This is a genomic window from Pigmentiphaga sp. NML080357 (assembly GCF_002188465.1).
Lineage (GTDB): Bacteria > Pseudomonadota > Gammaproteobacteria > Burkholderiales > Burkholderiaceae_B > Pigmentiphaga.
Map to the genome: position 1 here is coordinate 21,982 of NZ_NINW01000017.1, position 21,679 is coordinate 43,660.

Consider the following 21,679-nt stretch of genomic DNA (forward strand, 5'->3'; position numbering starts at 1 on the left):
GGCCGCGGCCTCACTTGTCCGTCTTGGCCGGGGCCTGCAGCCGCCAGATGCGCCCGTCGGGATCGCGCACCGTCATTTCCCTCGTGCCCCAATGAGTATCCTCGAACGGCGTGACCACATCGACGATGGGCTCGGGCCGGAAGGCATCCTCATCGGGCACCTTGAGCACGGCTTGCATCTCGGGCTTTTCGCTTGCCGGCACCTCGGCGATGAACAGATAAGGGCCGTCGCCGCTGCGAAGCTGCCCCGAGTTGTGGTCGGTCTCGAACTCGAGGGTAAAGCCCAGCGCCTGGAAGAACTTGGCCGCCTTGCCCCAGTTGTGAGTGGTCAGGAACACGGCCTCGATCCGCTCGGATTGCATGTCATTTCTCCTTTCTGGTTGATCGCCGCTCGGGCTGCCGCGCGTCCAGATAGGCGCGCAACGCTTCAGCCACCAGGGCCGAGAGAGACGACTCCGACTCGATGGCGTGATGCTTGACCCGCCGGATCAGGCTGACCGGCAGGTACACATTGAATTGCTTGACGTCTTCATCCGCCATGGCTGCCCTGATTGCTAGATTGCTAGCATTCTAGAAAATCCCGGGCAGCCGGTCAATCCTGCGCCTGCCTAGCTGCCGGGATGGAAAAAAGCGCAGGTCTGTCGCTTGCTGCTACCGGAATGCGCCCGTTCGGCGCACAATGATATTGATTATCATTATTGTTTATTTCCGAACCGCGAGCTGATCCTGGAGGAACAAATGGCTTACACCCTTCCCCCTATGCCGTACGCCTACGACGCGCTCGAACCCCACATCGATGCGCAAACCATGGAGATCCATCACACCAAGCACCACCAGACATACGTCAACAACGTCAACGCGGCGCTGGAAGGCGCCAACCTGCCGTTTCCCCCCGTCGAAGCGTTGATCGCCGACATCGCCAAGCTGCCGGAGGCGGTCCAGGGACCGGTCCGCAACAACGGCGGCGGTCATGCCAACCACAGCCTCTTCTGGACCGTCATGGCGCCCAACGGCGGCGGCGAACCTCAAGGGAGACTAGCGACCGCCATCGATGGCGAACTGGGCGGCATGGACAAATTCAAGGATGCTTTCACCAAGGCCGCCGTCTCGCGCTTCGGCAGCGGCTGGGCATGGTTGAGCGTCACGCCCCGGAAAAAGCTGGTGGTGGAGAGCACGGCCAACCAGGACAGTCCTCTGATGACCGGCAACACCCCCATACTGGGGCTTGACGTGTGGGAGCACGCGTATTACCTGAAGTACCAGAACCGGCGGCCCGAATATATTTCCGCGTTCTACAACGTGATCAACTGGCCGGAGGTGGGTCGGAGATACGAAGCGGCGATGGCGTAGGACCCGCGGCAGGCCGCGGTGCCCGCTCAGTGCGGCAGGCCGGCTCCGGTCGCCGACCTGCGCGCCTCGTCGCATTCCTCGCACCGGGCCTCGGGCGGATGCAGGAAGATCAGCGGATCGCGCGCGAGGTGGCCGAGCGCCGTCGCCACGATGTCGCGCGACCGGACCAGGCGCGCCATGGCATGGCCGACCCGGCCTTTCCTCTGCAGCCCTTTTGCACCGAGCCAGGCATCGGCCAGACTGAAGCGCTCGCAGCAATGGTCGTTCTCGCGATAGTCGACGCGGACCGGCGAGCCGTGCTCGATAACCGTGCAATAGCGCGGCCCTGCCGCCATTCGCCCAACAGATCGATCAAGCCCTTTCGCCCGGTCTGCAGCAAAAAGCCGCCGCGCAACGGCGTGCGAGGATGGTCGGGATCTTCCACGAGGTCGATCCATTCATTGGTCATGTGCGGCCGGAACCCGCCATCGGGAATCTCGTCGCGCCACGCCCGTATCTTGCTTTCCAGTCGCTTCGGCCCTTGACGCGTATGCGATTCGCCGGGATAGGTCAGCCAGCCGTCCGCATGCTCGCCCAGCCATGAGAGCGCCTGTCCGGATGCGCCGGTCACTATCAGGGGAATGGCGCCCGCGACCGGCTTGGGCAGGAGCTCCACATTCTCGAGGCGCCCGAGCGGCGAATCGATCGCAGGCATGCCCGGCCGTATCAACCGCCGAAAGTAGTCCACGGCCTGCGCAAATCGCTCCCCTCGGGCACCGTGATCGATGCCGTACGCAGGGAACTCGACGGGACGGTCTCCCGAAGCAATGCCGAGCACCAGGCGTCCGCCGGAAAGATGATCGATGGTCGTTGCGGCCTTGGCCAGGTCGATGGGGTGGCGCAGCGAGAAAATCGCGCTGCCGGTCGCCAAGGCCACATCCCGCGTCTTCGCCGCAAGGAATGCCAGATAGGAGAAGGAATCGAAAACCTGGCCTGCGTCGCCGAACGACGGATCGAACAGCGGGATGTCGCGCACCCATACCGCGGCGAACCCATGTGCATCGATCCGGCTCACGAGCTCTTCCTGGCCGGCAAACACGCGCATGTCGCCCTTATAGAAGCGCAACGGCAGAAAGACCCCCACGGTCAATTCCCCCGGCTTGAACATTCTCAGGTAGCCGCGGTGATGACTGAACGCCTCCGACGACATGCCGGATGTGGAGGGCGGCGTCCGGGAGAGGCCGGGGTTGGGTGCGAAATTCATATAGTTTTCCTACAGTCTTGAGGTAGGCTAAGCTGCATCATGATCACCCTAATATCTGGCAGGTAGAAACGATTTGTTCTACCCCATCAATTTAGAAAAACTAAATCTATGAGCGCACCCCTTCCCTTGCTGGCGCTACGCGCCTTCGTCGAAGTCGCGCAGCGCGGCACCATCAAGGCCGCGGCCGATTCGTTGCACGTCACGCCCGGCGCCATCAGCCAGCAAGTGCGCCTGCTCGAAAGCAGGACGGGCGTGATGCTTTTCAAGCGCGAACGCCAGGGGCTGCGGCTGACCGAACCGGGAGCCAAGGCCTATCCGCCATTGCGCCAGGCATTCGACCAGATCGAAAAAACCATGGCGCAACTCGCCAACAGCGCTTCCCCTCTCTCGCTGACGGTCAGCACGGTCGCCACGTTCGCGGCCTCCTGGCTGGTGCCCCGCCTCGGCCGCTTCAACGAACGGCACCCGGACATCGAGATCCGCATCGAGGCCACCTCCGCGCTCGCGGACATGCGGCGACAGCGTGTGGATGTCGCGCTCCGCCACGGCCTGGGCGACTACCCCGGCCTGGACACCATTCGCCTCATGGCGCCGGTGCTCGTGCCGGTGGCCAGCCCCTCGCTGCTCGGCCCCGGCGATACGCTCGATGCGCCGGAGGATTGCCTCAGGTATCCCCTGCTGCACGATTCCGATCGTGCGGACTGGCCCCTATGGCTGAGCGCGCATGGCGTGGCCGACGATCCGCGCGCCGCCCGCGGGTCGTCGTTCGACGATGATTTCCTCTTGATCCGCGCCGCGCAGGCGGGCCAGGGCATCGCCCTCGTGCCGATCGAGTACGCGCGCGAGGACATCGCGGACGGACGGTTGGTACAGGTGCTGGACAAACCCTGGCCCGCGCGATTTGCGTACTATGCCGTCACCCGGCCAGGCGCCCTCGCACGCGCCGAAGTCAAGGCGTTCATCGACTGGATCACGGATGAGGCGCTGCGGGAAGCCCGGGCCTGACCACGGCGCCGCGGGCCGTTTTCCGGCCATCTTCATCGCACCAGGCGCGCGCTCAGGACTTTATCGGCAAACGTAAAGCCGGCAGAATGCAATCATTCAACGCCATCCGGAGTCTTTTCATGAGCATCCCCTCCTTCGGCCTGGGCACTTTCCGCCTGACCGGCCAGACCGTCATCGATTCGGTGCGCAACGCGCTGGAGCTGGGCTACCGCGCAGTGGATACCGCGCAGATCTACGGCAACGAAGCCGAGGTCGGCCAAGCCATCGCCGAGAGCGGCGTGCGGCGTGCCGATCTATTCATCACCACCAAGATCTGGCCCGACAACTACGCCAGGGACAAGCTCGTGCCTAGCTTGCGCGAGAGCCTGGAGAAGCTGCGCACCGACTACGTCGACCTGACCTTGATCCACTGGCCAGCGCCGGGCAACGGTGTCGAACTGCCCGAATACATGTCGGCGCTCGCCGAGGCCAAGGCGCTGGGCCTTACCCGGCAGATCGGGATATCCAACTTCAACATCGCGCTGACGAAAGAAGCCATTGCAGCGGTCGGCAAGGGCGAGATAGCCACCAACCAGGTCGAGCTCAGCCCCTATCTCCAGAACCTCAAGCTGGCGAGCTTCCTGAACGACCAAGGCATCACCGTCACCTCGTACATGACCCTGGCCTACGGCAAGGTGCTCAAGGATCCGGTCCTGGCGCAGATCGCGGACAAGCACGGGGCCACCGTGGCACAAGTCGCGCTGGCCTGGGCGCTACGGCTCGGCTACGCGGTGATTCCCTCGTCCACCAAGCGCGAAAACCTCGCGAGCAACCTGCTCGCTCGCGACCTCCGGCTGGACGCCGACGACATGGCCAAGATCGGCACGCTAGAGCGCAACGGCCGCGAAGTGGATCCCAAAGGCCTGGCGCCGGAGTGGGATTGAAAAAGACGTCCTGAAAGCAAGGCTCAAACCTTTGCGGCACGGCCGGGCAGCCGGCCGGCTCGTGCCCCACCCCTCTTGCCGCGGCCGTGGAACTCCCGGACCAGCTCCAGGAAAGCCGTCAACGCGCTGGAAACATGGCCGTCCCGCCGGCGAACGAACAATGTCTCTACATGGGCTTGTTCACCGGGAATACGATGAAGGGCTACCCGCCCAGCCTTGGCCGCTTCGGCGACCACGCCTTTGGGCAGCAGCGTCACGCCCGCTCCCGCGGATACGCAGCTTACGATGGCGTCCAGCGAGCCGAATTCCATGGGCCGGGCGGCGACCACCCCCATACCCGCCAGCAAGGCTTCCAGCCGCTGCCGATACGAACAGCCGAACTGAAAAACGATGGTCTTGAGTTCCGGCATGCCTGCCAGTTGCTTCAGCGTCCGCACGGCCGGACTGCTGACCAGCACCAGCTCTTCGGCAAGCATGGTTTCCTGGTACAGGTCGGGATGGGTGACCGGGCCCGCGACGAAAGCGCCGTCGAGCTTGTATTCGACCACATCCTGCACCAGCCGGGCTGTCGTACCCGTACTCAGGACCAGCCGGACGGCCGGGTAGGCTCGCGCATAAGAAGCCAGCACCGGAGAAAGGCGGAGCGCGGTCGTCGTTTCCAGTCCTCCCAGCGACAAAGCGCCTGTCGGCGTCCCGTCGTCCCGCGCCGCGACCCGGACCTCGGACACCAGCTTCGAAATGCGTCCCACCAGGGGAAGGATGCGCTGTCCCGCCGGCGTCACCACGACGCCGCGGGGATGCCGGTCGAACAAGGGCAGTCCGAGCTCGTCCTCCAGCGCGCGTATCCTTGCCGTGACGTTGGACTGGACGGTATGCAGCTCGGCCGCCGCCTTGTTCATGCTGCCGTGCCTTGCAACCGCCTCGAACGTTTTCAGGTCGGCTAGATCCATGCTTTTCCTATCGTGATGGGTCGGCGCTGCGACACGCTACGCGCCATCGACCATGGCGTGCATATCATTATTTCAGATAGCGGCAATCCAATAAATTCGCTTCTTGAGATAAATGATAGCGCGTACGCTTTTCCTATCCTTAGAACAGAAGGAACGGCAATGGAAAGGTCGACGGCGCAGGGCCATGCGAAGGCCGGGAATCCCGCCGTCCCGCACGAGGGATGGGGAATTCTTTCAGGCTTCTGTGCCAGCCTGGTCGGCATCGGACTTGCCCGCTTCGCCTATACCCCCCTTCTGCCGGCCATCATCGATGCACACTGGTTCGAACCATCCCTGGCGGCCTATCTGGGGGCCGCCAATCTGGCCGGTTATCTCGCCGGCGCCCTAACTGGCCGCCCTTTGGCCGCAAGGCTGCCGGCCTCCGCGGTCCTGCGCGGGATGATGCTGCTGGCGACGGCCGCGTTCTTCGCTTGCGCCGTGCCGGTATCCTTCATCTGGTTCTTCGCCTGGCGCTTCCTGTCCGGCCTCGCGGGCGGCGCGCTCATGGTGTTGGCGGCACCCGCCGTATTGTCACGGATCCCCGCTTCACGGCGAGGACTCGCCGGCGGCGTCGTCTTCACAGGCGTGGGCGCGGGCATCGCGCTGTCCGGAACGCTCGTGCCACTCTGGCTACAGCAAGGCTTGGACCGGACGTGGCTCGGGCTGGGAGCCTTGTCGTTGCTGCTGTCCGGCCTGGCCTGGCGAGGGTGGCCCGGCGAGATCCGGCAAACTCAGGCAACGACGCATCACCGCGCACCCGTGGCCGGGGCCGGCACCTTGCGAGCGCTGTATGTCGAATACGCCCTCAATGCGGCCGGCTGGGTGCCCCACATGATTTTCCTCGTCGACTTCGTTGCGCACGGGTTGGGACAAGGTGTCCGTGCCGGAGCCCAGTACTGGGTGCTGTTCGGCATCGGCGCCACCGCGGGGCCGGTCCTCGCCGGCCTGTTGGCCGACAAGGTCGGTTTCGGCCGGGCGTTGCGGATGTCGTTCGCCCTGGAGGCATGCGCCGTGGCCATTCCCGCTCTGGAACTCGGAGCGGTCTGGCTCATGGCCTCCAGCGTGGTGGTGGGCGCGTTCGTCACAGGCACGGTTCCTTTGGTGCTGGGCCGCGTGCAGGAGCTGCTTGCCGGGCATCCCGCGCATCAGGGACCGGCATGGAGAACCGCAACCGTGGGATTCGCGCTATTCCAGGCGATGGCCGCCTATGGGCTGTCCTTTCTCTTCTCGCACAACGGGGGCAACTATGCCCAGCTCTTCGTCGTCGGAACTTGCGCAATGGTGCTGGCGCTGATGATCGACCTGGCGATGGCCGCGAGGTATCGATGAACGGGCAGCCAGCGCTCAGTGCGTAGGCTGGCGCGGACCGGACATGCGCTCGGATACGGACAGGATCCTGCTTGCGGGACGGGCGGCACCGAGCAGCGGGATGCCGGCGCCGTCGGCCGTACCGGGACCGAAGGCGCGCGACGTGTTGGCGACCCGCCGGCGCAGTTTTTCGACAGCGGCCGCAACCTTGGAGACCGGCAGCAGGTATTTCCACGAGAACTCCCGCAACCATCGGCCGGGCATCAGCGGAGGCGCGGTAATCGCCAGGCTGGGCGCCCAGCCGGGCGCCCAGCGCAAGGCGATGCGCGGCCGCATGGCCAGCGAGACGGCCGGCACGCCGACGTTGGAGGCCAGGTGCGCGAGGCCCGAATCGTTGCCGACGAAAACGCTGGCCGTGATCAGCCAACGTGCCAGATCGGCCAGCGATGCGTGCGAGACGAGCCGGAATCCGTGCGCCTCCACCCACGTCCAGTCGGCGTGCTCGTATGGCGCGACCACGAAACAGGGATCGTAGCCTTCGTCTCGCAAGCGTCGCGCCAGCCTCAGGAAGCGCCGCGGCAACCACTGCTTCTGGATCTCGCTCGCGGTGGGATGGATGACCACGCGGTTGCGGACCACCGCCGCGCCAATGTCGGCCGGCACCACCAGGCCGTTGTCGCGCGTCAGCGAGCCGAGCCCAAAGCAATATCGGCAAAGATCGAGTTGGATGTCGATCATGGGCTTGACCTGGCGATAGGTCGGCCATTGGTCCATGACCCAGACTCGCGGATGCCAGTCATACCCGCCCATCACGTCGGACTCGTAGGCGTGCAGCACGACGTCGTAACGCTCGAGCATGCTCCCGGCCCGGGCCGCGCAGAGGGCCGGCTCGATGCGGAACCCGGGAAACCAGTCGCGCAAGGCGTAGAGATGTGCGCTGAAAATCGTGACCTCGATCCCATGGCGGACCAGGTTGTTGGCGACCACCATGGAGATGAGCGTGTCACCGATCCGCGGCGACATCACGAAGGCAACGGACCAGTCTTTCTGAATCGAATATTGAGGATGGTTGATGGCGACTCCACCGGCTGTAACGGTTCAGATCGATACAAAACAAACTGTACCCTCACATTTGTCGCAACTTGTTTTTTATGGTAACGCCATGATGTTCCGCGCACATTTCGTGCCCGCGCGCAGGGGTTTTCCCGCAAGGGGCGATCCCGCCCGTGATATCGAAACGGCGTATGTCCGCGACATTCGCGGCAACAGGAATTTCCTGCGGGGAGCGCGGCATGGCCGCCGCGGCGGCCCGGGCCCGGCATCAGCCTGCGGAGCCGCCCAGGCCTATGCGCGACCAGAATGAGCGCTTGCGGGTGCGCCGGTTGCCGGCGTAGTCGCGTTGGGAAGCCTTCATCAGGTCGCCGAATGGCTGCGGCGCCCGGTAGCGATCGAGGTCGTAGCCCGCCGACAATGCTTCCTGGTAGTAGCGATCGAACAGCGCGGCCAGATCGGCCCGGGGATGAGGCAGCACGCGACCGTCGAACCAGTGCCGCCGCCCTTCTTCCGCGAGCCTGGGAAAGGCGTATTTGTGGCTGAACTGCGTCCCCATGTCGGAGTAATGCAGGATGCGGATGGCCTCGAGCGGCTTTTTCTCCCCATCGACGTTGTTGTAGTCGGAATGCATGGGCTCGATCAGCTCTGCATGCTGGGCGAAATACCGCATCATGCGCTGGTGCGACTCGGGCTCGGCGCGCAGGTCTTCGATGGGCGGCAACTGGGCCCGGGCGGCGGCGCAATCCCATACGGCCACGCAGAAACGCCAAGATGCCTTGCGCCCCTTGCCGGTCAAGACCTTGCCGGGACCGAAAGGCAGGCGCCAGAGTTCCGCCAGATCGCACAGCACGAGCATGTCGGTGTCCATGTAGATGGCCCGCCCCTCGTAGCCGCAGAACGCCGGCACGCCCCAGCGAAACCCCGAGAATGGCGTTGCCCACGCTTCTGTGCGCCACCCGAGCCCGCGTTCGGGGTCTGCGTACCAGAAGCTCGATGCGTCTCTCGTGAGCCGCATCCATTCGATGTCGATAGGCAGCGAACTATGCTTGCGAGCGCTGTACTCGAGCACCATCATCTGCTCGAGGTCGCAGTCGTTCGGATCGCATCCGACGAACAGCCTGATCCGGTCTTCCATGCTCTCCTCTGAGATCGGGTCGCCGGCGCCGAGCCGGCGCTTCAGTCCACCACCAGTTCCCGCCAGTCGAGCTGGCGGAACGGGCCGGCCGACAGCGCGCCATGCCGCGACAGGTTGGCGATCTGCACCCCCGACTCGCCCAGCAGCGCCGCGGCGCGGGTAAAGGACGGCAGGATATGGTCGGGCAGATAACGATCGAGCGTCGTGGGCAGGCGGTCGGCGGGCGTTTCGTAGAAACGTGGCGCGGTGGCGGCGTTGACGAGGTCGACGCCATGCAGCACGATTTCCGAGAACCCCAGCCAGGCCATGACCTGAAGGGCAGTGTACGCCACGGTACCCACGTCGAACACGCCCTTGCGGATGTCGTGGCTGAATCCCAACGCGCGGTCGAGATCGAAGATGGCCAGTTCGGTATCGGGATGGTCGCGCCGCACTTCCGCCATGGTGCGTGCCGGCAGCAATGCCCTGCGCTGCGGATTCTCGATCAGGAACAGCCGGCAGCCAAGCGCCGCGGCGGGCACCCGCTGCAGCACGTGCCACAGGCACAGCGGCGTGGTGAACAACAGCAGCTCCTGCGCCACGACGCGGCGGACCAGATCGGGGCGGGCCCGCACAAAGCCGGTGTCATTGAAGCAGTAGTAGTCGAAGCGCACCGGGTGCCGGTCGGCCAGCGCGATGGCGCCGTTGACGCCCATCACGCCGGATAGCGACAGGCGTCCGTAGTCGATCTCGTTGATCGACGGGCCGCAGGCGATGATGTGTCCGGTACCGCTGAAGGCGCCGCGCCCGAGCACGGGATTGGCCAGCGGCAGCGGGCGGCCGCGGTAGGAATAACTGACCAGGTTGCCGTCGGCGTCGCGGCCGACCGAGACGTGCGGCCAGAGACGCTCGTTGTGGCGATGGCCGGGACCGTGGCTGTAGCGATACAGCAGCTTGAGCGCGGTATTCGCGATTCGGCGGGAAGCGGACATGAGCGTATTGTTTACCGCACCGGGCAGAATGTCGAACCGATTTTTCACCTGATTGAAACGTTGTGATACTTCCTCCGGGGCATCGGCCCGGTACAACATAAGCTCACCAGAAACAGAATCAGCCAATCATGATTGAATCTGCGCGGATCTACATCGGTTTCGACAGCAAGGAAGTCGTCGCTTATCACGTACTGTGCCAGAGCATCCTGGAAAAAAGCTCCATTCCGGTTTCCTTCACCCCTGTCGCGCTGAATCACGTCAGGCCCGTCTTTACCCGGGAACGAAATGCCCTGCAATCGACCGAATTTTCATTCTCGCGATTCCTTGTCCCTTACCTGAGCGGATTCGAGGGCTGGTCCCTGTTCATCGATTGCGACACACTGGTGCGCGCGGACATCGCCGAACTCTGGGCCTTGAGGAATGATCGCTATGCCGCGATGTGCGTGAAGCACGATTATGTTCCGAAAACCGAAACCAAATTCCTGGGACACATCCAGACCAAATACAGCAAGAAAAACTGGTCGAGCGTGCTCCTTTTCAACAACGGGAAATGCCGGAAACTCGAACCGGGCTACGTGAGCAGCGCTACCGGACTCGAACTCCACCAGTTCAAATGGCTGGAATCCGACGAACTCATCGGCGAATTACCTGCCGCCTGGAACTGGCTCGTCAGCGAATACGATTACCGGCCCGACGCCAAGCTGGTTCACTTCACCGATGGCGGCCCCTACTTCGACGAACACAAGGACGACGACTACGCGGACGAATGGTTTGCCGCACGTGACCGCCTCTTGCACGTCCAGCAGCGCATCGGATGAATTCCGCCGGTCGGCGAGCCCCCGCCCGGCCCGGGGAGGTCTAAATATCGGTGGCCGGCGCTGCCTTCGCCGGGAGGGTTTCCGTCAGCGCCGCATTCCACAGGGGGATGCCCGTTTCACGGGCCACCTCCGGATCAGCGGTATAGATAGGCCGGCCCGCCTCGAGCAATCGCCGCAGGATAATCGTGTCCATTCGGACGTGCAGCCTCGACAGGCCCGCATCGTTGTATGCATGGCCGCTTGAATTGGGATTGATTCCCGTAATGATGACGGCCGGCGCGCCGTGATAGAGGGCGAACAGGACCGCATTGACGCCGTTGGAGCATTTCGACTCCGCGTCGATCTCCAGGGAACGGAGGCCGGCTACCTTGTCGAGCAGCGCCATTCGTTCGTAGCGGTCAACGATATAAAGGTGGTCGTATCGGTAATTGAACGATGCCAGCCCGCGCTCCAGCCGTTCGCGTTCATTCTTGCGCCATAAAAGCACGAACAGAGCCCGGGTTCGCCGCCCGGATAACACTCGCCTTACTTCCCGCGCATTATGCGTGGTCCCCTCGATCTGATTGAACATCATCATCGTGATATCGGGGACCTCGATGCCCCATTGCGACGTGATCGATTGAGATCCATTGACGGTGATGACGGAAAAACTGTCGTCCATACCCGCGGGGCAATGCGACACAGGCGCCGAACCGACGACGACGGCGGGACCGGTAAAACGGAAAGGCGATGGGGGCGGCTCCGGCCGGACGAGGCGGTACTTTATCCATCGATAAACGAGTTTTTTCGTATCTACAAGGAAATTGTTCATCCTGGAAAATCCGGCTGGTTGGTACCTTCATCGATATAGAGTACCGCGGCGCGCGGCCATGCCTGCCGCGTGTTTTTCTTTCAGTCTTTGTAAGTTTTGGCATGGCGGCGGCGCGCGTCGAGCCATGCCCGGGCACAGGCCCATGCGGAGCGCCTCCGGGCACGGTTCTTGTCTGGGGAATCTGCTCTAGCGTCGACACGATCCAAGGACCCGTTCCCATGACCGAACCCCGCACCGTGGTCATTACCGGCGCCAGCGCCGGCATCGGAAGGGCCACAGCGCTTGCCTTCGCCAGCGCCGGCTACCGGGTGGGCCTGCTGGCACGCAGCCAGGCGGGATTGCGCGACACCGAAGCGGAATTGCGCGCGCGCGGCGCCACGACCCTGTCCGCCTGCGTCGACGTGGCCGATGCCGAGGCGGTCGAGCGCGCCGCGGTGCGCTTCGAAACGGAACTGGGCCCCATCGACGTATGGGTCAATTCCGCCATGGCGACGGTATTCAGTTCCGTCAGCCAGCTTACGGCGGAAGAAATCAAGCGAGTGACGGAAGTCACCTACCTGGGCTTCGTGCACGGCACACTGGCGGCCCTGCGGCACATGCGCAAGCGGGACAGCGGCACGATCGTGCAGGTCGGTTCGGCGCTGGCCTACCGCGCCATTCCCCTGCAATCGGCGTACTGCGCGGCCAAGTTCGCCGTCCGCGGTTTTACCGACGCGCTGCGCTGCGAGCTTATCCATGATGGCAGCCATATCCGTCTTACCATGGTCCAGCTGCCCGCCCACAACACCCCGCAGTTCGAGTGGGCCCGCAACAAGCTGGGACGCCGGCTCCAACCGGTGCCGCCTATCTATGCGCCCGAGGTAGCCGCGCGCGCCATCCTGCGGGCGGCGACCGAGGCACCGCGCGAGCTGTGGCTCGGCCGCGCCACGTTCCAATCGATATTGGGCACGGCGCTGATGCCCGGCTGGCTCGACCGGCTGTTGGCCAAGCGGGCGTACGAGGGCCAATCCACCAACGATCACGAACCGCCCCGCCCCGACAATCTCTATCAGGCCGTGGACGCACTGCATCGCACGGCAGGCCGCTTCGAGAATACATGCCTGGACAAGGCGACCTGCCTGTCGTCCGAGAGCGTCGGCAAGCTGCTCGCACTGGCCGCCGCGGCCGCGGTCCTGGGGATCGTGCTGGTCACGCTCGCCCTGGCTTGAACCGGGCATGCCGCCCCGCCGGAGCGGCCCCGCCGAACCTCGAAGGAACCCCATGACAGCTCGCATAGAAGACCATGCCTTGATCGGGGACTGCGAAACCGCGGCGCTGGTGACGCGCGACGGTTCCATCGACTGGCTATGCTGGCCGCGCTTCGATTCGGGCGCGTGCTTCGCCGCCCTGCTCGGCACGGCGGAACATGGACGATGGCGCATTGCGCCGGCCGGCGGCATCGCGCGCACACAGCGCCAATACCTTCCCGACACGCTCATACTGCGGACGGACTTCGAAAACGACGAAGGCGCGGTCTCGCTGGTCGACTTCATGCCCATCCGCCGAGGCCGGCCCGTTTCCGAACTGGTCCGCCTGGTCATCGGCCGCCGCGGCAAGGTGCGCATGCGCATGGACCTGGCTCTGCGCTTCGACTATGGCCGGCTCATTCCCTGGGTGACGAAGACCGGAGGGGGGTGCCTGCGCGCGGTCGCCGGCCCGCATTCGGTCATGCTCAAGACGCCCGCTCCCCTGCGCGGCGAAGACTATACGACCGTCTCGGAGTTCAGCGTAGGCGCAGGCGAGCGCGTACCGTTCACGCTGGCCTACGAAGCGTCCCACCTGCCGGCGGCCATTCCGGGCGACAGCGAAGGCGCCCTGGCGGAGACGGAGCGGTTCTGGCGCGACTGGGCCGCACGCTGCAACTACGAGGGACCGTGGAAGGACGCGGTCGTCCGGTCGCTTATTACCATCAAGGCCCTGACCTATCGCCCCACCGGCGGCATCGTCGCCGCCGCCACCACCTCGCTTCCCGAGCAGCTCGGCGGCGTGCGCAACTGGGACTACCGGTTCTGCTGGCTGCGCGACGCCACCTTCACGGTGCTGTCGCTGATGAACGCCGGCTACCGCGACGAGGCGCAAGCCTGGTGCGACTGGCTGCTGCGCGCCGTGGCAGGCGCCGCCTCGCAAATCCAGCCGCTCTACGGCGTGGCGGGCGAGCACCGCAATGATGAAAGCGAGCTGCCCTGGCTGCCTGGCTATCGCGGTTCCCGCCCGGTTCGCATCGGCAACGGCGCCCACTCCCAGTTGCAGATCGACATATTCGGCAACGTGATGGATGCGCTTTTCGAGGCGCGCTGCCTGGGCCTCGAGCTTCACGAGGCCGCGACAGGGCTGCAGACGGAACTACTGCAGCGCCTGGAGCAAGTGTGGCGGGAACCCGACGAAGGCATCTGGGAAATACGCGGCGAGCGCCGGCACTTCGTCCACTCCAAGCTGATGGCGTGGGTCGCCTTCGACCGGGCCGTCGCATCGGCCGAAAGATTCGGCCTCGCGGGGCCCGTCGAACGCTGGAAGACGCAGCGCTCAAGCCTCCACGCCGAAATACTGGAAAAAGGATTCGACAAGCAAAAAGGCGCCTTCGTCCAGGCATACGGATCCAAGGAACTGGACAGCGCAACGTTGCTGATGCCGATATTCGGCTTTCTGCCGCCCGACGATCCCCGCATCGTCTCGACCGTGCGCGCGATTGAAACGGATCTGTGCCGCGACGGCCTGCTGCTGCGCTACGACACGCGCGGCGGCGGCGACGGCCTGCCGGCCGGCGAAGGCGCCTTTCTTGCGTGCAGCTTCTGGCTGGCGGACAACCTGATCCTGCAGGGACGCCGGGACGAGGCCGAGCGCCTGTTCGAGCGGCTGCTATCCCTGCGCAACGACGTCGGCCTGCTGGCGGAACAGTACGACACCCAGGCCAAGGCCTTCGCCGGCAATTATCCGCAAGCGTTCTCGCACTTCGCGCTGGTCGACACGGCCTTCAATTTCTCGCAGTCCCGCGGCGCCGTGCGGGAAGCCCGCTGGAAATGAATGGGCGATGAAACCATCGCGCAGCGCATCCCGCCGGATTTGTGGACACTGCACGGGTCGCTCGTCACGCCGCGGCGCAAGGCGATCGCCGTCGACCTCATCACGGGCCTGAAACAGAATCGGGCCTGGTTCCCACAGCACCGGAAATACCTCGCCGACCGCCAACCCGCGACGTTGACCGTATGGGGTCCCCGGGATCATTACATGCCGGAGGAATCCGCGCGTGCGTACCCGTGCGACCTGCCGTCGGCCGAGCTGCATTTGCTGGACGGCGGCCATTGGCTTCTCGAGACCTACCTGGACGAAGTGGTGGCGCTCATGCGCGATTTCCTGGGCCGGTGCGCTGATCGCCTTGCGCCTCGACGATGTCTATTGACCGATTAATAACCTAGTGGTTATGATTTTAAAAATAACCGAGCGGTTATGAATTATCCATGAAGAACACTCCTGACCTGCTTTTCACGACCCTTGCCGACCCGACCCGGCGGGCCATTTTCGAACGCCTGTGCCGCGACGGGGAACAAACCGTCGCCGCCCTGACGGCGCAAGCCGGTGTCTCGCAGCCGGCCGTCTCCAAGCACCTCAGGATGCTGAAACGGGCCGGCCTCGTGCTCGATCGGCACGAGGGACGCCAGACGCACTACAGCGCCCAACGCCGTTCGCTGATTCCTCTGGTCGACTGGACCACCCGGATGGCCGGGTTCTGGGAAAGCCGGTTCGACAACCTTGAAGACCTGCTCAAACGGATGGACCAATGACTGATACGCCGGCCGAGACGCGCACCGTCGTCGTCGAACGCGAGTTTCCCCACCCTCCGGAAAAAATCTGGCGCGCGCTCACCCAGCCGCACCTGATCGAGCCAGACAAGGCGCTGTCCTATACATGGAACTTCAGCCACGACGATACGGCATTCGACCTGAGGAGCGTCGTGACCTTCACGCTCACGCCCACGCGCGCAGGGACCCTGCTGCGCATGGAGCAATCCGGCTTCCGACCGGACCAGAAACAAGCTTACGGCGGCGCCAAGCTCGGATGGCCGCAATTCTTCGGCAAGCTGGAACAACTCTTGGCGCGAACGGCTTGATCTGCGCCGGCGCTTCCGGCAGGGCCAGCCAGCAATCAATTCCATACCGATGACGTCGAGAGAGACTACGCACGCATCAAGGCGCGTGGCGACGATTTCACCATGGCGCCGACCGAGGTGACGGGTTCGGCCGTTGCGCGCTTGAAGGACACTTGTGGCAACATTCCGCAGATAACGCGGTCGGCGCGGTGGTAAGGCGCAGTGGGCCTTTGCCCTCGCGGCGCGTCTCGCATCCTGCAATCATCAAAACGGAGACCCTTCCATGAAGCAGCCGATCCGGTTCGCCTGCCTGGCGCTCTTCTTCGCAGTGGCGGCGACGGCAACCGGTGCGGAGCACGCGGCCGGTGTGCGCTCTCCAGCGCCTGGCGTATTATGCGACCCGTACCTGTGCGCGAACGACCAGGGCATTTCGCGGGAGCTGACAGCCAGGCATCTTGGCGAGAAAGCCGCGGCACGGCTTTTCTCGCAAGGCGAGTTCGACCGTACCGAATTCACCCTCGCAAATGGCGTCTTCTGCGACACGAAGGAACGCCTGTGTCGCAAGGATCGCTACTTTGGCTCGGATGGCAAGCGCAGCGGCGAGGTGTCGGAACAGTACACGCAGTTGCTGTTCGGCAAATGATGCCGCCTCGACCGTCAGGATCGGGGCAGTGCGACACCGGTGGCCCGCTCAAGCTCGCCCAGCAACTCGTCCTGGAACGCCACGTCGAGCGATGCCGGATGAGGCTCGATGCGGCGCTGGTGGTGCCAGTAACCGCCGGTGACGAGAACCTGCGGATCCTGGCTGGACGCCAGCCATTCTTGCGTCAGATGCCCCAGTCGTAGGTCGTCGGGCGCGTCCGGTCCGCCCATCCTGGTCGGGACCCAGCCCGGATCGACCGCACTGCTGACCACCCGGGGCCACAATCGGGCGACCGCTGCGGCCAGCGCCGTCACGAAAAGCTTGCTGTCCGAATAGGAACCCGACGCGCCGCGCCCGCTCCAATCCAGCCCGCCAAGAACCGGGCGACCGTCCAGGTGCATGCCGCTGCTCAGGTACACCAGGCGGTCCGGCCTGGTGATCAGCGCGGTCAGCACATAGGGCGCCACGACGTTGACAGGCAGCACCTGTCGCCCGGAATAGACGCCGGCATTATGGATGACCGCATCCATTCGGCCGAGCCGGTTCACCTGGTCGGCAACGGCCTCCATCTCCCCCTGGTCCGACAGGTCGCCGACGGCCACGCGGGCCCCCTGATCCAGCAAATCCCGGATTGCATCGAGCCGTTGCTTGCCGCGCACGTGAAGCACTACTTCATGGCCGCCGGCGAGCAGATTTCGCGCCGCAGCCTGGCCCAGTCCGTCGGCCGAGCCCGTGATGAAGATTCGAGACATTGAGACCTCCCACTCCGGTCAGGCATACCTCCCCCAGCCGGCGGCGCACGCAGCACCGCGCCATGCCAGGCAAGCGTCACCGGGCTTGAGGGAGTCGACACGCCAGAATACCCGGAAGCCGGACAAGGCCGTCAACCGTTTCAAGCGCAAGGCCGCAAGGAGGTAGACTTCTACTTCACCCGGCACGGGGAAACCCCTGAAGGACCCGTCATGCGTCAAGCCAGCAGCGCCACCATATCCTCCACCGACACCAACTACCTGCATCGCATCCACGTCGGGGCATTCGACCTGGACACCGACGAGCCGAGGACTCTGGGCGGCCAGGGTGCCGCCCCGGCCCCATTCGACTACTACCTGGCGTCCCTGTCGGCCTGCACCGCCATCACGCTGCGCATGTATGCGCAGCGCAAGGGCTGGAGCCTGGGCGAATTCCGCGCCGAGCTGACGTTGAGCTTCGACGACCAGGGCACGGCGCACATCCACCGCAAGCTGTATTCGGACCAGCCGCTGACCAGCGAGCAGTGGAACCGGCTGCTGGAGATCGCTGCCAAGACACCAGTCACCAAGGTCATGAGCAATGGCGCGGTAATCACCAGCGAAGCCGTCGCGGCGGACACGTAGGCAGCCGGCGCCATGGCCGGGCCGCTCATCGTCAAGCCGTTCCCGCCGCCCTCCTCCGGTCAATCGAACTGGCCCTGCGTCTCGGGCGAAACTTTCGCGCCCACGAGGTAGACCGCCGCCAGCAAGGCCGAAGTGACAGCCAGGACATGGGGAATGTCCTGCGGCGAGCCGCTCATCAGCGAGACCACGGTAGGCATCATGCCGCCGATGGCGAATCCGATGTTCCATGACAACCCCGTGCCGCTGGCGCGCATCTTGGCCGGGAAGCGCTCGTTCAGGAAGATCATGACCGGCGCGATGATGGCCCCTCCCAGCAGGGCGATGGCCGAGGCGATGACCGTGATCTGCGGCAGGGACGCGGGCCTGGCGATGAGCATGAAAAGGTACGGCAGCAACACCAGGCAGAAAACCCCCAGCGCGTAGAACGTCTTCTTCCGACCGATCACGTCGCTCAGGGCGCCGAATGCCAGCGCGCCGACGATCGTTCCCACCGAGCTGATCATCAGGATGAGCGCCGAACTCTCGTGCGGCACGTTCGCGACCAGTTTCAGCAGCGTCGGAAGATAGCCCGCGGTGATGTAGTAGGTGGCGCCGCCGCCGAAGGTGATGAGCAGGTTGATCAACAGGACGTTCCGGTACTCGCCCGCGAACAACGTCTTGAGCGGAGAGGCCTGCCTGGCCGCGCCGTCTTTCTGCTTCGCCCTTTCGGCCTGGATCTTCTTGAAGGAAGGCGTCTCGTCGAGCAGCCGATACATCACCAGGCCGAACACGGTACTGATCAGGCCGGAGAAGAACATGACACGCCAGCCGATCTGGTCGAACCGGTCGCCGGGGAACACATGGGACAGCGCAAAGTACACGATGGAGGCCATCAAAGCTCCCATGCCCGCACCGCCGCTTCCCACCAGCCCCGACATCAGGCCGCGATGGCGCGGCGCGATCGACTCCGTGCCGATCGTATGCGTCGAGGCCACGATGCCGCCCACGAACAACCCCTGCACGATGCGCAGCACCAGGAAGATGATGGGAGCGATCAGCCCGGCCTGGTGAATGGTCGGCAGCAAGCCGAACGCCGCCGTGCTCAGGCCTACGCCCACCATCGAGATCATCAGCGCCCGCTTGCGGCCATGCTTGTCCGCATAGGCACCGAACACGGCCGACCCGAGGGGCCGCACCAGCAGCGCCACGGCGAACGAAGCGTAGACCGCCGCGAGCGACAGAGTCGGCTTGTCCGAGGGAAAGAACAGGCGGCCGATGATGGGCGCCACATACAGCAGAATGAACAGATCGAACAGGTCCAGCGCCCACCCGAAGGTCGATGCAACACCTGCCAGGAAAGCCTTGCGCGATTGCGCGGGGTCGGCCGCGGACTCGCGCGAGCCCGCGCCGCTGACCGTGTCAGTGGTGGAATTCATGATGTCTCCTTTGTTTGAACGAGGACTGGGGGCGCCCTGTCGCCCGGCTGGCGACTCCGGTCGTCAGCCTGCCCTGCGAGCGAACCGGCGGTGCCGGCTCAGCGCCCCAACCACTGCGGCTTGCGCTTGGCGTGAAACGCTTCCACACCCTCGCGGAAATCCTCGGAGCTGCGCAGGCGGCTGTAGCAATGGCCCTCGAGTTCGATGGCGATCGACAGCGGCGAATCTTCGGTGTCGTTGAGGAGTTTCTTGACCGTACGCTGCGCAAGCGGCGAAAACTCCCGCAGCTCGTCCACGAGCTTGTCGGTGGCGGCCTCGAGCTGGTCGTCCGGCACGCATTCGACGACGAAACCCCAGTCATAGGCCTGCTGGCCCGAAACCCGGCGGGATCGCATGACGACGTCCTTGGTGCGCGCAATGCCGATCATGCTTTGCAGCCGCGCCGAGCCGCCCGATCCGGGTATCTGTCCCAGCTTCTGCTCGGGCAGCGCATACTGTGCCGTGACACTGGCGATACGAAAGTCGCAGGCGAGCGAGATCTCGAATCCCACGCCGAAGCAATATCCTCGGTTGGCGGCGATCACGGGCTTGGTGCAGCGCGCCGGCGCGGCGACGTTCCAGGCCAGCTTGGATACGTGCTCGGGCGAGGCTTCCAGGAAACCGCGGATGTCACCGCCGCTGGAAAAGTGCTCGCCCTCGGCGCGCAACACGATCACCCGTACGCGCGGATCCTCGTCCAGCGCCTCGAACACCAGGCGCAGCTGTTCCCGTTGCAGCATGGAAATGATGTTGAAGGGCGGCCGCTTCAGGACGATATCGGCGCGCTCGCGCCCGGCGTCGACGATGACTTCGAAGCCGTCGAGTCGTTCAAGCAGGGTCTGGGCCGGATGGTTGAGATTGGGCATGGGAATTTCCTTGTTTGGGTCGTAGACAAGACTTCGATACGGGGAATGCGGGCGGCGTCCTTTCCGGTCAGTGCGGTTCGGGCTCCACGCCCGGATCCGGCTCGAACTCGCCGGCGGTCAGCTTGCGGCGCAGGATCTTCCCCACCGGCGACTTGGGAATCTCACTGACGAAGACGTACTCGCGCGGGCGCTTGAAATTCGCGAGGTCCGTGCCCCGGCAGTAGGCGTCCAGCTCGTCGCCATCCACGGCGTTCTTGCGCTTGATGAACGCGACGACACGCTGGCCCCAGCGTTCGTCCTGCAGGCCGGCGACGGCGACCTCGTCCACGCCGGGATGCAGCGACAGCACGGACTCGATGTCGACCGGCGAGATGTTCTCGCCGCCGCTGATGATCATGTCGTCGACCCGTCCGGTGACGTGCAGCTCGCCATCCTCGTCCAGGTATCCGGTATCGCCGGTGAAGTACCAGCCGTTGCGCAGCGACTTGGCGTTGGCGTCTGGCCGGTTCCAATAGCCTTCGAACGCCTCGTCTCCGGCCAGGTCGGCGATGATCTGGCCCTCCGTTCCGCGCGGCGCCAGGTCGTCGGGGTCGGTCGTTTCCAGCCGCACCAGGCGCAGGCGCGTATTGATGCCCGCGCGCCCCGCGCTGCCGGGCTTGCGGCGGGCATCGGGATTGATGGCCATGGTGTAGACCTCGGAACTGCCGTAGTGATTGACGAACAGCTCCGGCCGGAATGCCTCGTCCAGGCGCAGCAGCAGCGCATCATGCATGGGAGCTCCGGCGAAGCCGAGCTTGCGGACGCTGGAAATGTCGGTGCGCGCGAAATCCTCGTGCGCCAGCAGGTCGTGGTAGAGCGTCGGCACCAGGTACAGGTTGCTGACACGCTCACGCTCAATCAGCTGGAGCGCCGTCGCGGCGGAAAAGCGCGGCAGGCAGACGAAGCATCCGTCCACCAGCGCCATGGCCAGCAATGACCGCACCCCCATGGTGTGATAGAGCGGCATCACGCCCAACGTGCGCTCGCCGATCCCGTACTGATTCTGCGCCACGTGCCCCAGCGCGGCGGCCCGCTCCTGCCGGTGCCTGCGCGGCACGCCCTTGGGCTTGCCGGTGGTCCCGGACGTATAGAGCATCAGCGATACATCGTCCGCTCCCGCCGACGGCCCGGCGGTCCAGGGGCTTGCGGCAAGCAATTGCGCATACTCGTGCGTCGCGCGCGCGTCCGATCCCACCACGATGCGCGGGACGTGCGCGGCTCCCGCCGCATGCGCCACGGCGTCCCCGCTGGCTTCTTCATAGACGATCGCCTTCGCCGCGGAATCTGCCAGGCAATAGTCGACCTCTTCGGGCTTGGCGCGCCAGTTCAAGGGCGTGACGATCACACCCAGGAACTGGCAGGCCCAATGCAGGGTGGCCATTTCCAGGCGGTTCTGCAACACCACCAGCAAGTGGTCGCCGTGCTTGAGTCCGAGGTCATCCAGCCCTTGCGCAACGCGCAGGACCTGCCCCAGCCACTCGGCATAGGTCAGGCGGGATTCGCCTTCCACGACCGCTATCGCGTTGGGATTGCGCTCCACGCTCTGCAAGAATGTACGTCCCAAATCCAGCATCGA

Annotated in this window: 24 protein-coding genes and 1 pseudogene; 12 read left to right on the top strand and 13 right to left on the bottom strand. The window is 64.7% G+C overall.

What is annotated here, in order from left to right:
- Positions 1 to 10: 10 nt before the first annotated feature.
- Both CDO44_RS04155 and CDO44_RS04160 read right to left on the bottom strand, forming a co-directional pair.
- On the bottom strand, positions 11 to 361 hold the full coding sequence (locus tag CDO44_RS04155; protein WP_087779186.1) for a glyoxalase: 351 nt from the start codon (positions 359 to 361) through the stop codon (positions 11 to 13).
- Position 362: 1 nt separating this feature from the next.
- Complete coding sequence (locus CDO44_RS04160; protein WP_087779187.1) at positions 363 to 539, bottom strand: ribbon-helix-helix protein, CopG family; 177 nt, start codon at positions 537 to 539, stop codon at positions 363 to 365.
- 198 nt (positions 540 to 737) lie between these two features.
- On the opposite strand from CDO44_RS04160, the gene CDO44_RS04165 reads away from it, so the two are divergent.
- Complete coding sequence (locus tag CDO44_RS04165; RefSeq protein WP_087779188.1) at positions 738 to 1,349, top strand: superoxide dismutase; 612 nt, start codon at positions 738 to 740, stop codon at positions 1,347 to 1,349.
- A 26-nt stretch (positions 1,350 to 1,375) separates the two neighbouring features.
- Here CDO44_RS04165 and CDO44_RS27790 read toward each other — a convergent pair whose 3' ends face one another.
- Together CDO44_RS27790 and CDO44_RS04170 are read right to left on the bottom strand one after the other, a co-directional pair.
- On the bottom strand, positions 1,376 to 1,786 hold the full coding sequence (locus CDO44_RS27790; protein WP_198951298.1) for an AAC(3) family N-acetyltransferase: 411 nt from the start codon (positions 1,784 to 1,786) through the stop codon (positions 1,376 to 1,378).
- Positions 1,678 to 2,496: pseudogene (locus tag CDO44_RS04170) on the bottom strand (TIGR03571 family LLM class oxidoreductase); the annotation flags it as partial. The pseudogene CDO44_RS04170 and the gene CDO44_RS27790, both read right to left, overlap by 109 nt.
- 204 nt (positions 2,497 to 2,700) lie before the next feature.
- On the opposite strand from CDO44_RS04170, the gene CDO44_RS04175 reads away from it, so the two are divergent.
- A complete protein-coding gene (locus CDO44_RS04175; protein ID WP_087779190.1) occupies positions 2,701 to 3,597 on the top strand; it encodes a LysR substrate-binding domain-containing protein in 897 nt (298 codons plus the stop codon).
- 119 nt (positions 3,598 to 3,716) lie between these two features.
- Positions 3,717 to 4,520 carry a 2,5-didehydrogluconate reductase DkgB gene (dkgB, locus tag CDO44_RS04180; protein WP_087779191.1) on the top strand — a complete coding sequence of 268 codons (804 nt, stop codon included), beginning with the start codon at positions 3,717 to 3,719 and terminating at the stop codon, positions 4,518 to 4,520.
- A 23-nt stretch (positions 4,521 to 4,543) separates the two neighbouring features.
- On the opposite strand, the gene CDO44_RS04185 is transcribed toward dkgB, so the two are convergent.
- The gene (locus CDO44_RS04185) at positions 4,544 to 5,470 is read right to left on the bottom strand and encodes a LysR family transcriptional regulator (protein WP_087779192.1); all 927 of its coding nucleotides are present in this window, start codon (positions 5,468 to 5,470) and stop codon (positions 4,544 to 4,546) included.
- 159 nt (positions 5,471 to 5,629) lie between these two features.
- Here CDO44_RS04185 and CDO44_RS04190 point away from each other — a divergent pair, with 159 nt between their 5' ends.
- Positions 5,630 to 6,838: a YbfB/YjiJ family MFS transporter gene (locus CDO44_RS04190; RefSeq protein WP_087779193.1), complete on the top strand. Its 1,209-nt coding sequence runs from the start codon at positions 5,630 to 5,632 to the stop codon at positions 6,836 to 6,838.
- A gap of 15 nt (positions 6,839 to 6,853) precedes the next feature.
- Here CDO44_RS04190 and CDO44_RS04195 read toward each other — a convergent pair whose 3' ends face one another.
- The 3 genes from CDO44_RS04195 to CDO44_RS04205 form a co-directional block, all read right to left on the bottom strand.
- Complete coding sequence (locus CDO44_RS04195) at positions 6,854 to 7,840, bottom strand: glycosyltransferase family 9 protein (protein ID WP_087779194.1); 987 nt, start codon at positions 7,838 to 7,840, stop codon at positions 6,854 to 6,856.
- A 298-nt stretch (positions 7,841 to 8,138) separates the two neighbouring features.
- The gene (locus CDO44_RS04200) at positions 8,139 to 9,005 is read right to left on the bottom strand and encodes a glycosyl transferase (protein WP_087779195.1); all 867 of its coding nucleotides are present in this window, start codon (positions 9,003 to 9,005) and stop codon (positions 8,139 to 8,141) included.
- A gap of 41 nt (positions 9,006 to 9,046) precedes the next feature.
- The gene (locus CDO44_RS04205; protein WP_144389470.1) at positions 9,047 to 9,976 is read right to left on the bottom strand and encodes a hypothetical protein; all 930 of its coding nucleotides are present in this window, start codon (positions 9,974 to 9,976) and stop codon (positions 9,047 to 9,049) included.
- Positions 9,977 to 10,104: 128 nt separating this feature from the next.
- Here CDO44_RS04205 and CDO44_RS04210 point away from each other — a divergent pair, with 128 nt between their 5' ends.
- Positions 10,105 to 10,794: a glycosyltransferase gene (locus CDO44_RS04210; protein WP_087779197.1), complete on the top strand. Its 690-nt coding sequence runs from the start codon at positions 10,105 to 10,107 to the stop codon at positions 10,792 to 10,794.
- 40 nt (positions 10,795 to 10,834) lie between these two features.
- On the opposite strand, the gene CDO44_RS04215 is transcribed toward CDO44_RS04210, so the two are convergent.
- Positions 10,835 to 11,605 carry a membrane-anchored protein gene (locus CDO44_RS04215; RefSeq protein WP_087779198.1) on the bottom strand — a complete coding sequence of 257 codons (771 nt, stop codon included), beginning with the start codon at positions 11,603 to 11,605 and terminating at the stop codon, positions 10,835 to 10,837.
- 218 nt (positions 11,606 to 11,823) lie between these two features.
- On the opposite strand from CDO44_RS04215, the gene CDO44_RS04220 reads away from it, so the two are divergent.
- The 6 genes from CDO44_RS04220 to CDO44_RS04250 all read left to right on the top strand — a co-directional run bounded on the left by CDO44_RS04220 (position 11,824) and on the right by CDO44_RS04250 (position 16,371).
- Positions 11,824 to 12,813: an SDR family oxidoreductase gene (locus CDO44_RS04220; RefSeq protein WP_087779199.1), complete on the top strand. Its 990-nt coding sequence runs from the start codon at positions 11,824 to 11,826 to the stop codon at positions 12,811 to 12,813.
- Positions 12,814 to 12,865: 52 nt separating this feature from the next.
- Entirely contained in the window at positions 12,866 to 14,665 is a 1,800-nt protein-coding gene (locus CDO44_RS04225) for a glycoside hydrolase family 15 protein (RefSeq protein ID WP_087779200.1), read from the top strand.
- On the top strand, positions 14,666 to 15,049 hold the full coding sequence (locus tag CDO44_RS04230) for an alpha/beta fold hydrolase (RefSeq protein WP_233146040.1): 384 nt from the start codon (positions 14,666 to 14,668) through the stop codon (positions 15,047 to 15,049).
- Between the two features lie 50 nt (positions 15,050 to 15,099).
- A complete protein-coding gene (locus CDO44_RS04235) occupies positions 15,100 to 15,423 on the top strand; it encodes a helix-turn-helix transcriptional regulator (RefSeq protein WP_087779201.1) in 324 nt (107 codons plus the stop codon).
- The gene (locus CDO44_RS04240) at positions 15,420 to 15,749 is read left to right on the top strand and encodes an SRPBCC domain-containing protein (protein WP_087779202.1); all 330 of its coding nucleotides are present in this window, start codon (positions 15,420 to 15,422) and stop codon (positions 15,747 to 15,749) included. Before CDO44_RS04235 ends, CDO44_RS04240 begins: the two co-directional genes overlap by 4 nt.
- Before the next feature lie 262 nt (positions 15,750 to 16,011).
- Complete coding sequence (locus tag CDO44_RS04250; RefSeq protein ID WP_087779203.1) at positions 16,012 to 16,371, top strand: YcgJ family protein; 360 nt, start codon at positions 16,012 to 16,014, stop codon at positions 16,369 to 16,371.
- 14 nt (positions 16,372 to 16,385) lie between these two features.
- Here the strand turns inward: CDO44_RS04250 and CDO44_RS04255 are convergent, their stop codons facing one another.
- The gene (locus CDO44_RS04255) at positions 16,386 to 17,123 is read right to left on the bottom strand and encodes an SDR family NAD(P)-dependent oxidoreductase (protein WP_087779204.1); all 738 of its coding nucleotides are present in this window, start codon (positions 17,121 to 17,123) and stop codon (positions 16,386 to 16,388) included.
- Between the two features lie 210 nt (positions 17,124 to 17,333).
- Between CDO44_RS04255 and CDO44_RS04260 the strand changes: the two genes are divergently transcribed.
- The gene (locus CDO44_RS04260; protein WP_087779205.1) at positions 17,334 to 17,744 is read left to right on the top strand and encodes an OsmC family protein; all 411 of its coding nucleotides are present in this window, start codon (positions 17,334 to 17,336) and stop codon (positions 17,742 to 17,744) included.
- Positions 17,745 to 17,803: 59 nt separating this feature from the next.
- Here the strand turns inward: CDO44_RS04260 and CDO44_RS04265 are convergent, their stop codons facing one another.
- The 3 genes from CDO44_RS04265 to CDO44_RS04275 all read right to left on the bottom strand — a co-directional run bounded on the left by CDO44_RS04265 (position 17,804) and on the right by CDO44_RS04275 (position 21,676).
- Complete coding sequence (locus CDO44_RS04265) at positions 17,804 to 19,159, bottom strand: MFS transporter (RefSeq protein WP_087779206.1); 1,356 nt, start codon at positions 19,157 to 19,159, stop codon at positions 17,804 to 17,806.
- A gap of 98 nt (positions 19,160 to 19,257) precedes the next feature.
- Complete coding sequence (locus CDO44_RS04270; protein WP_087779207.1) at positions 19,258 to 20,064, bottom strand: enoyl-CoA hydratase/isomerase family protein; 807 nt, start codon at positions 20,062 to 20,064, stop codon at positions 19,258 to 19,260.
- Positions 20,065 to 20,131: 67 nt separating this feature from the next.
- A complete protein-coding gene (locus CDO44_RS04275; RefSeq protein ID WP_087779208.1) occupies positions 20,132 to 21,676 on the bottom strand; it encodes an AMP-binding protein in 1,545 nt (514 codons plus the stop codon).
- Between the last annotated feature and the right edge of the window lie 3 nt (positions 21,677 to 21,679).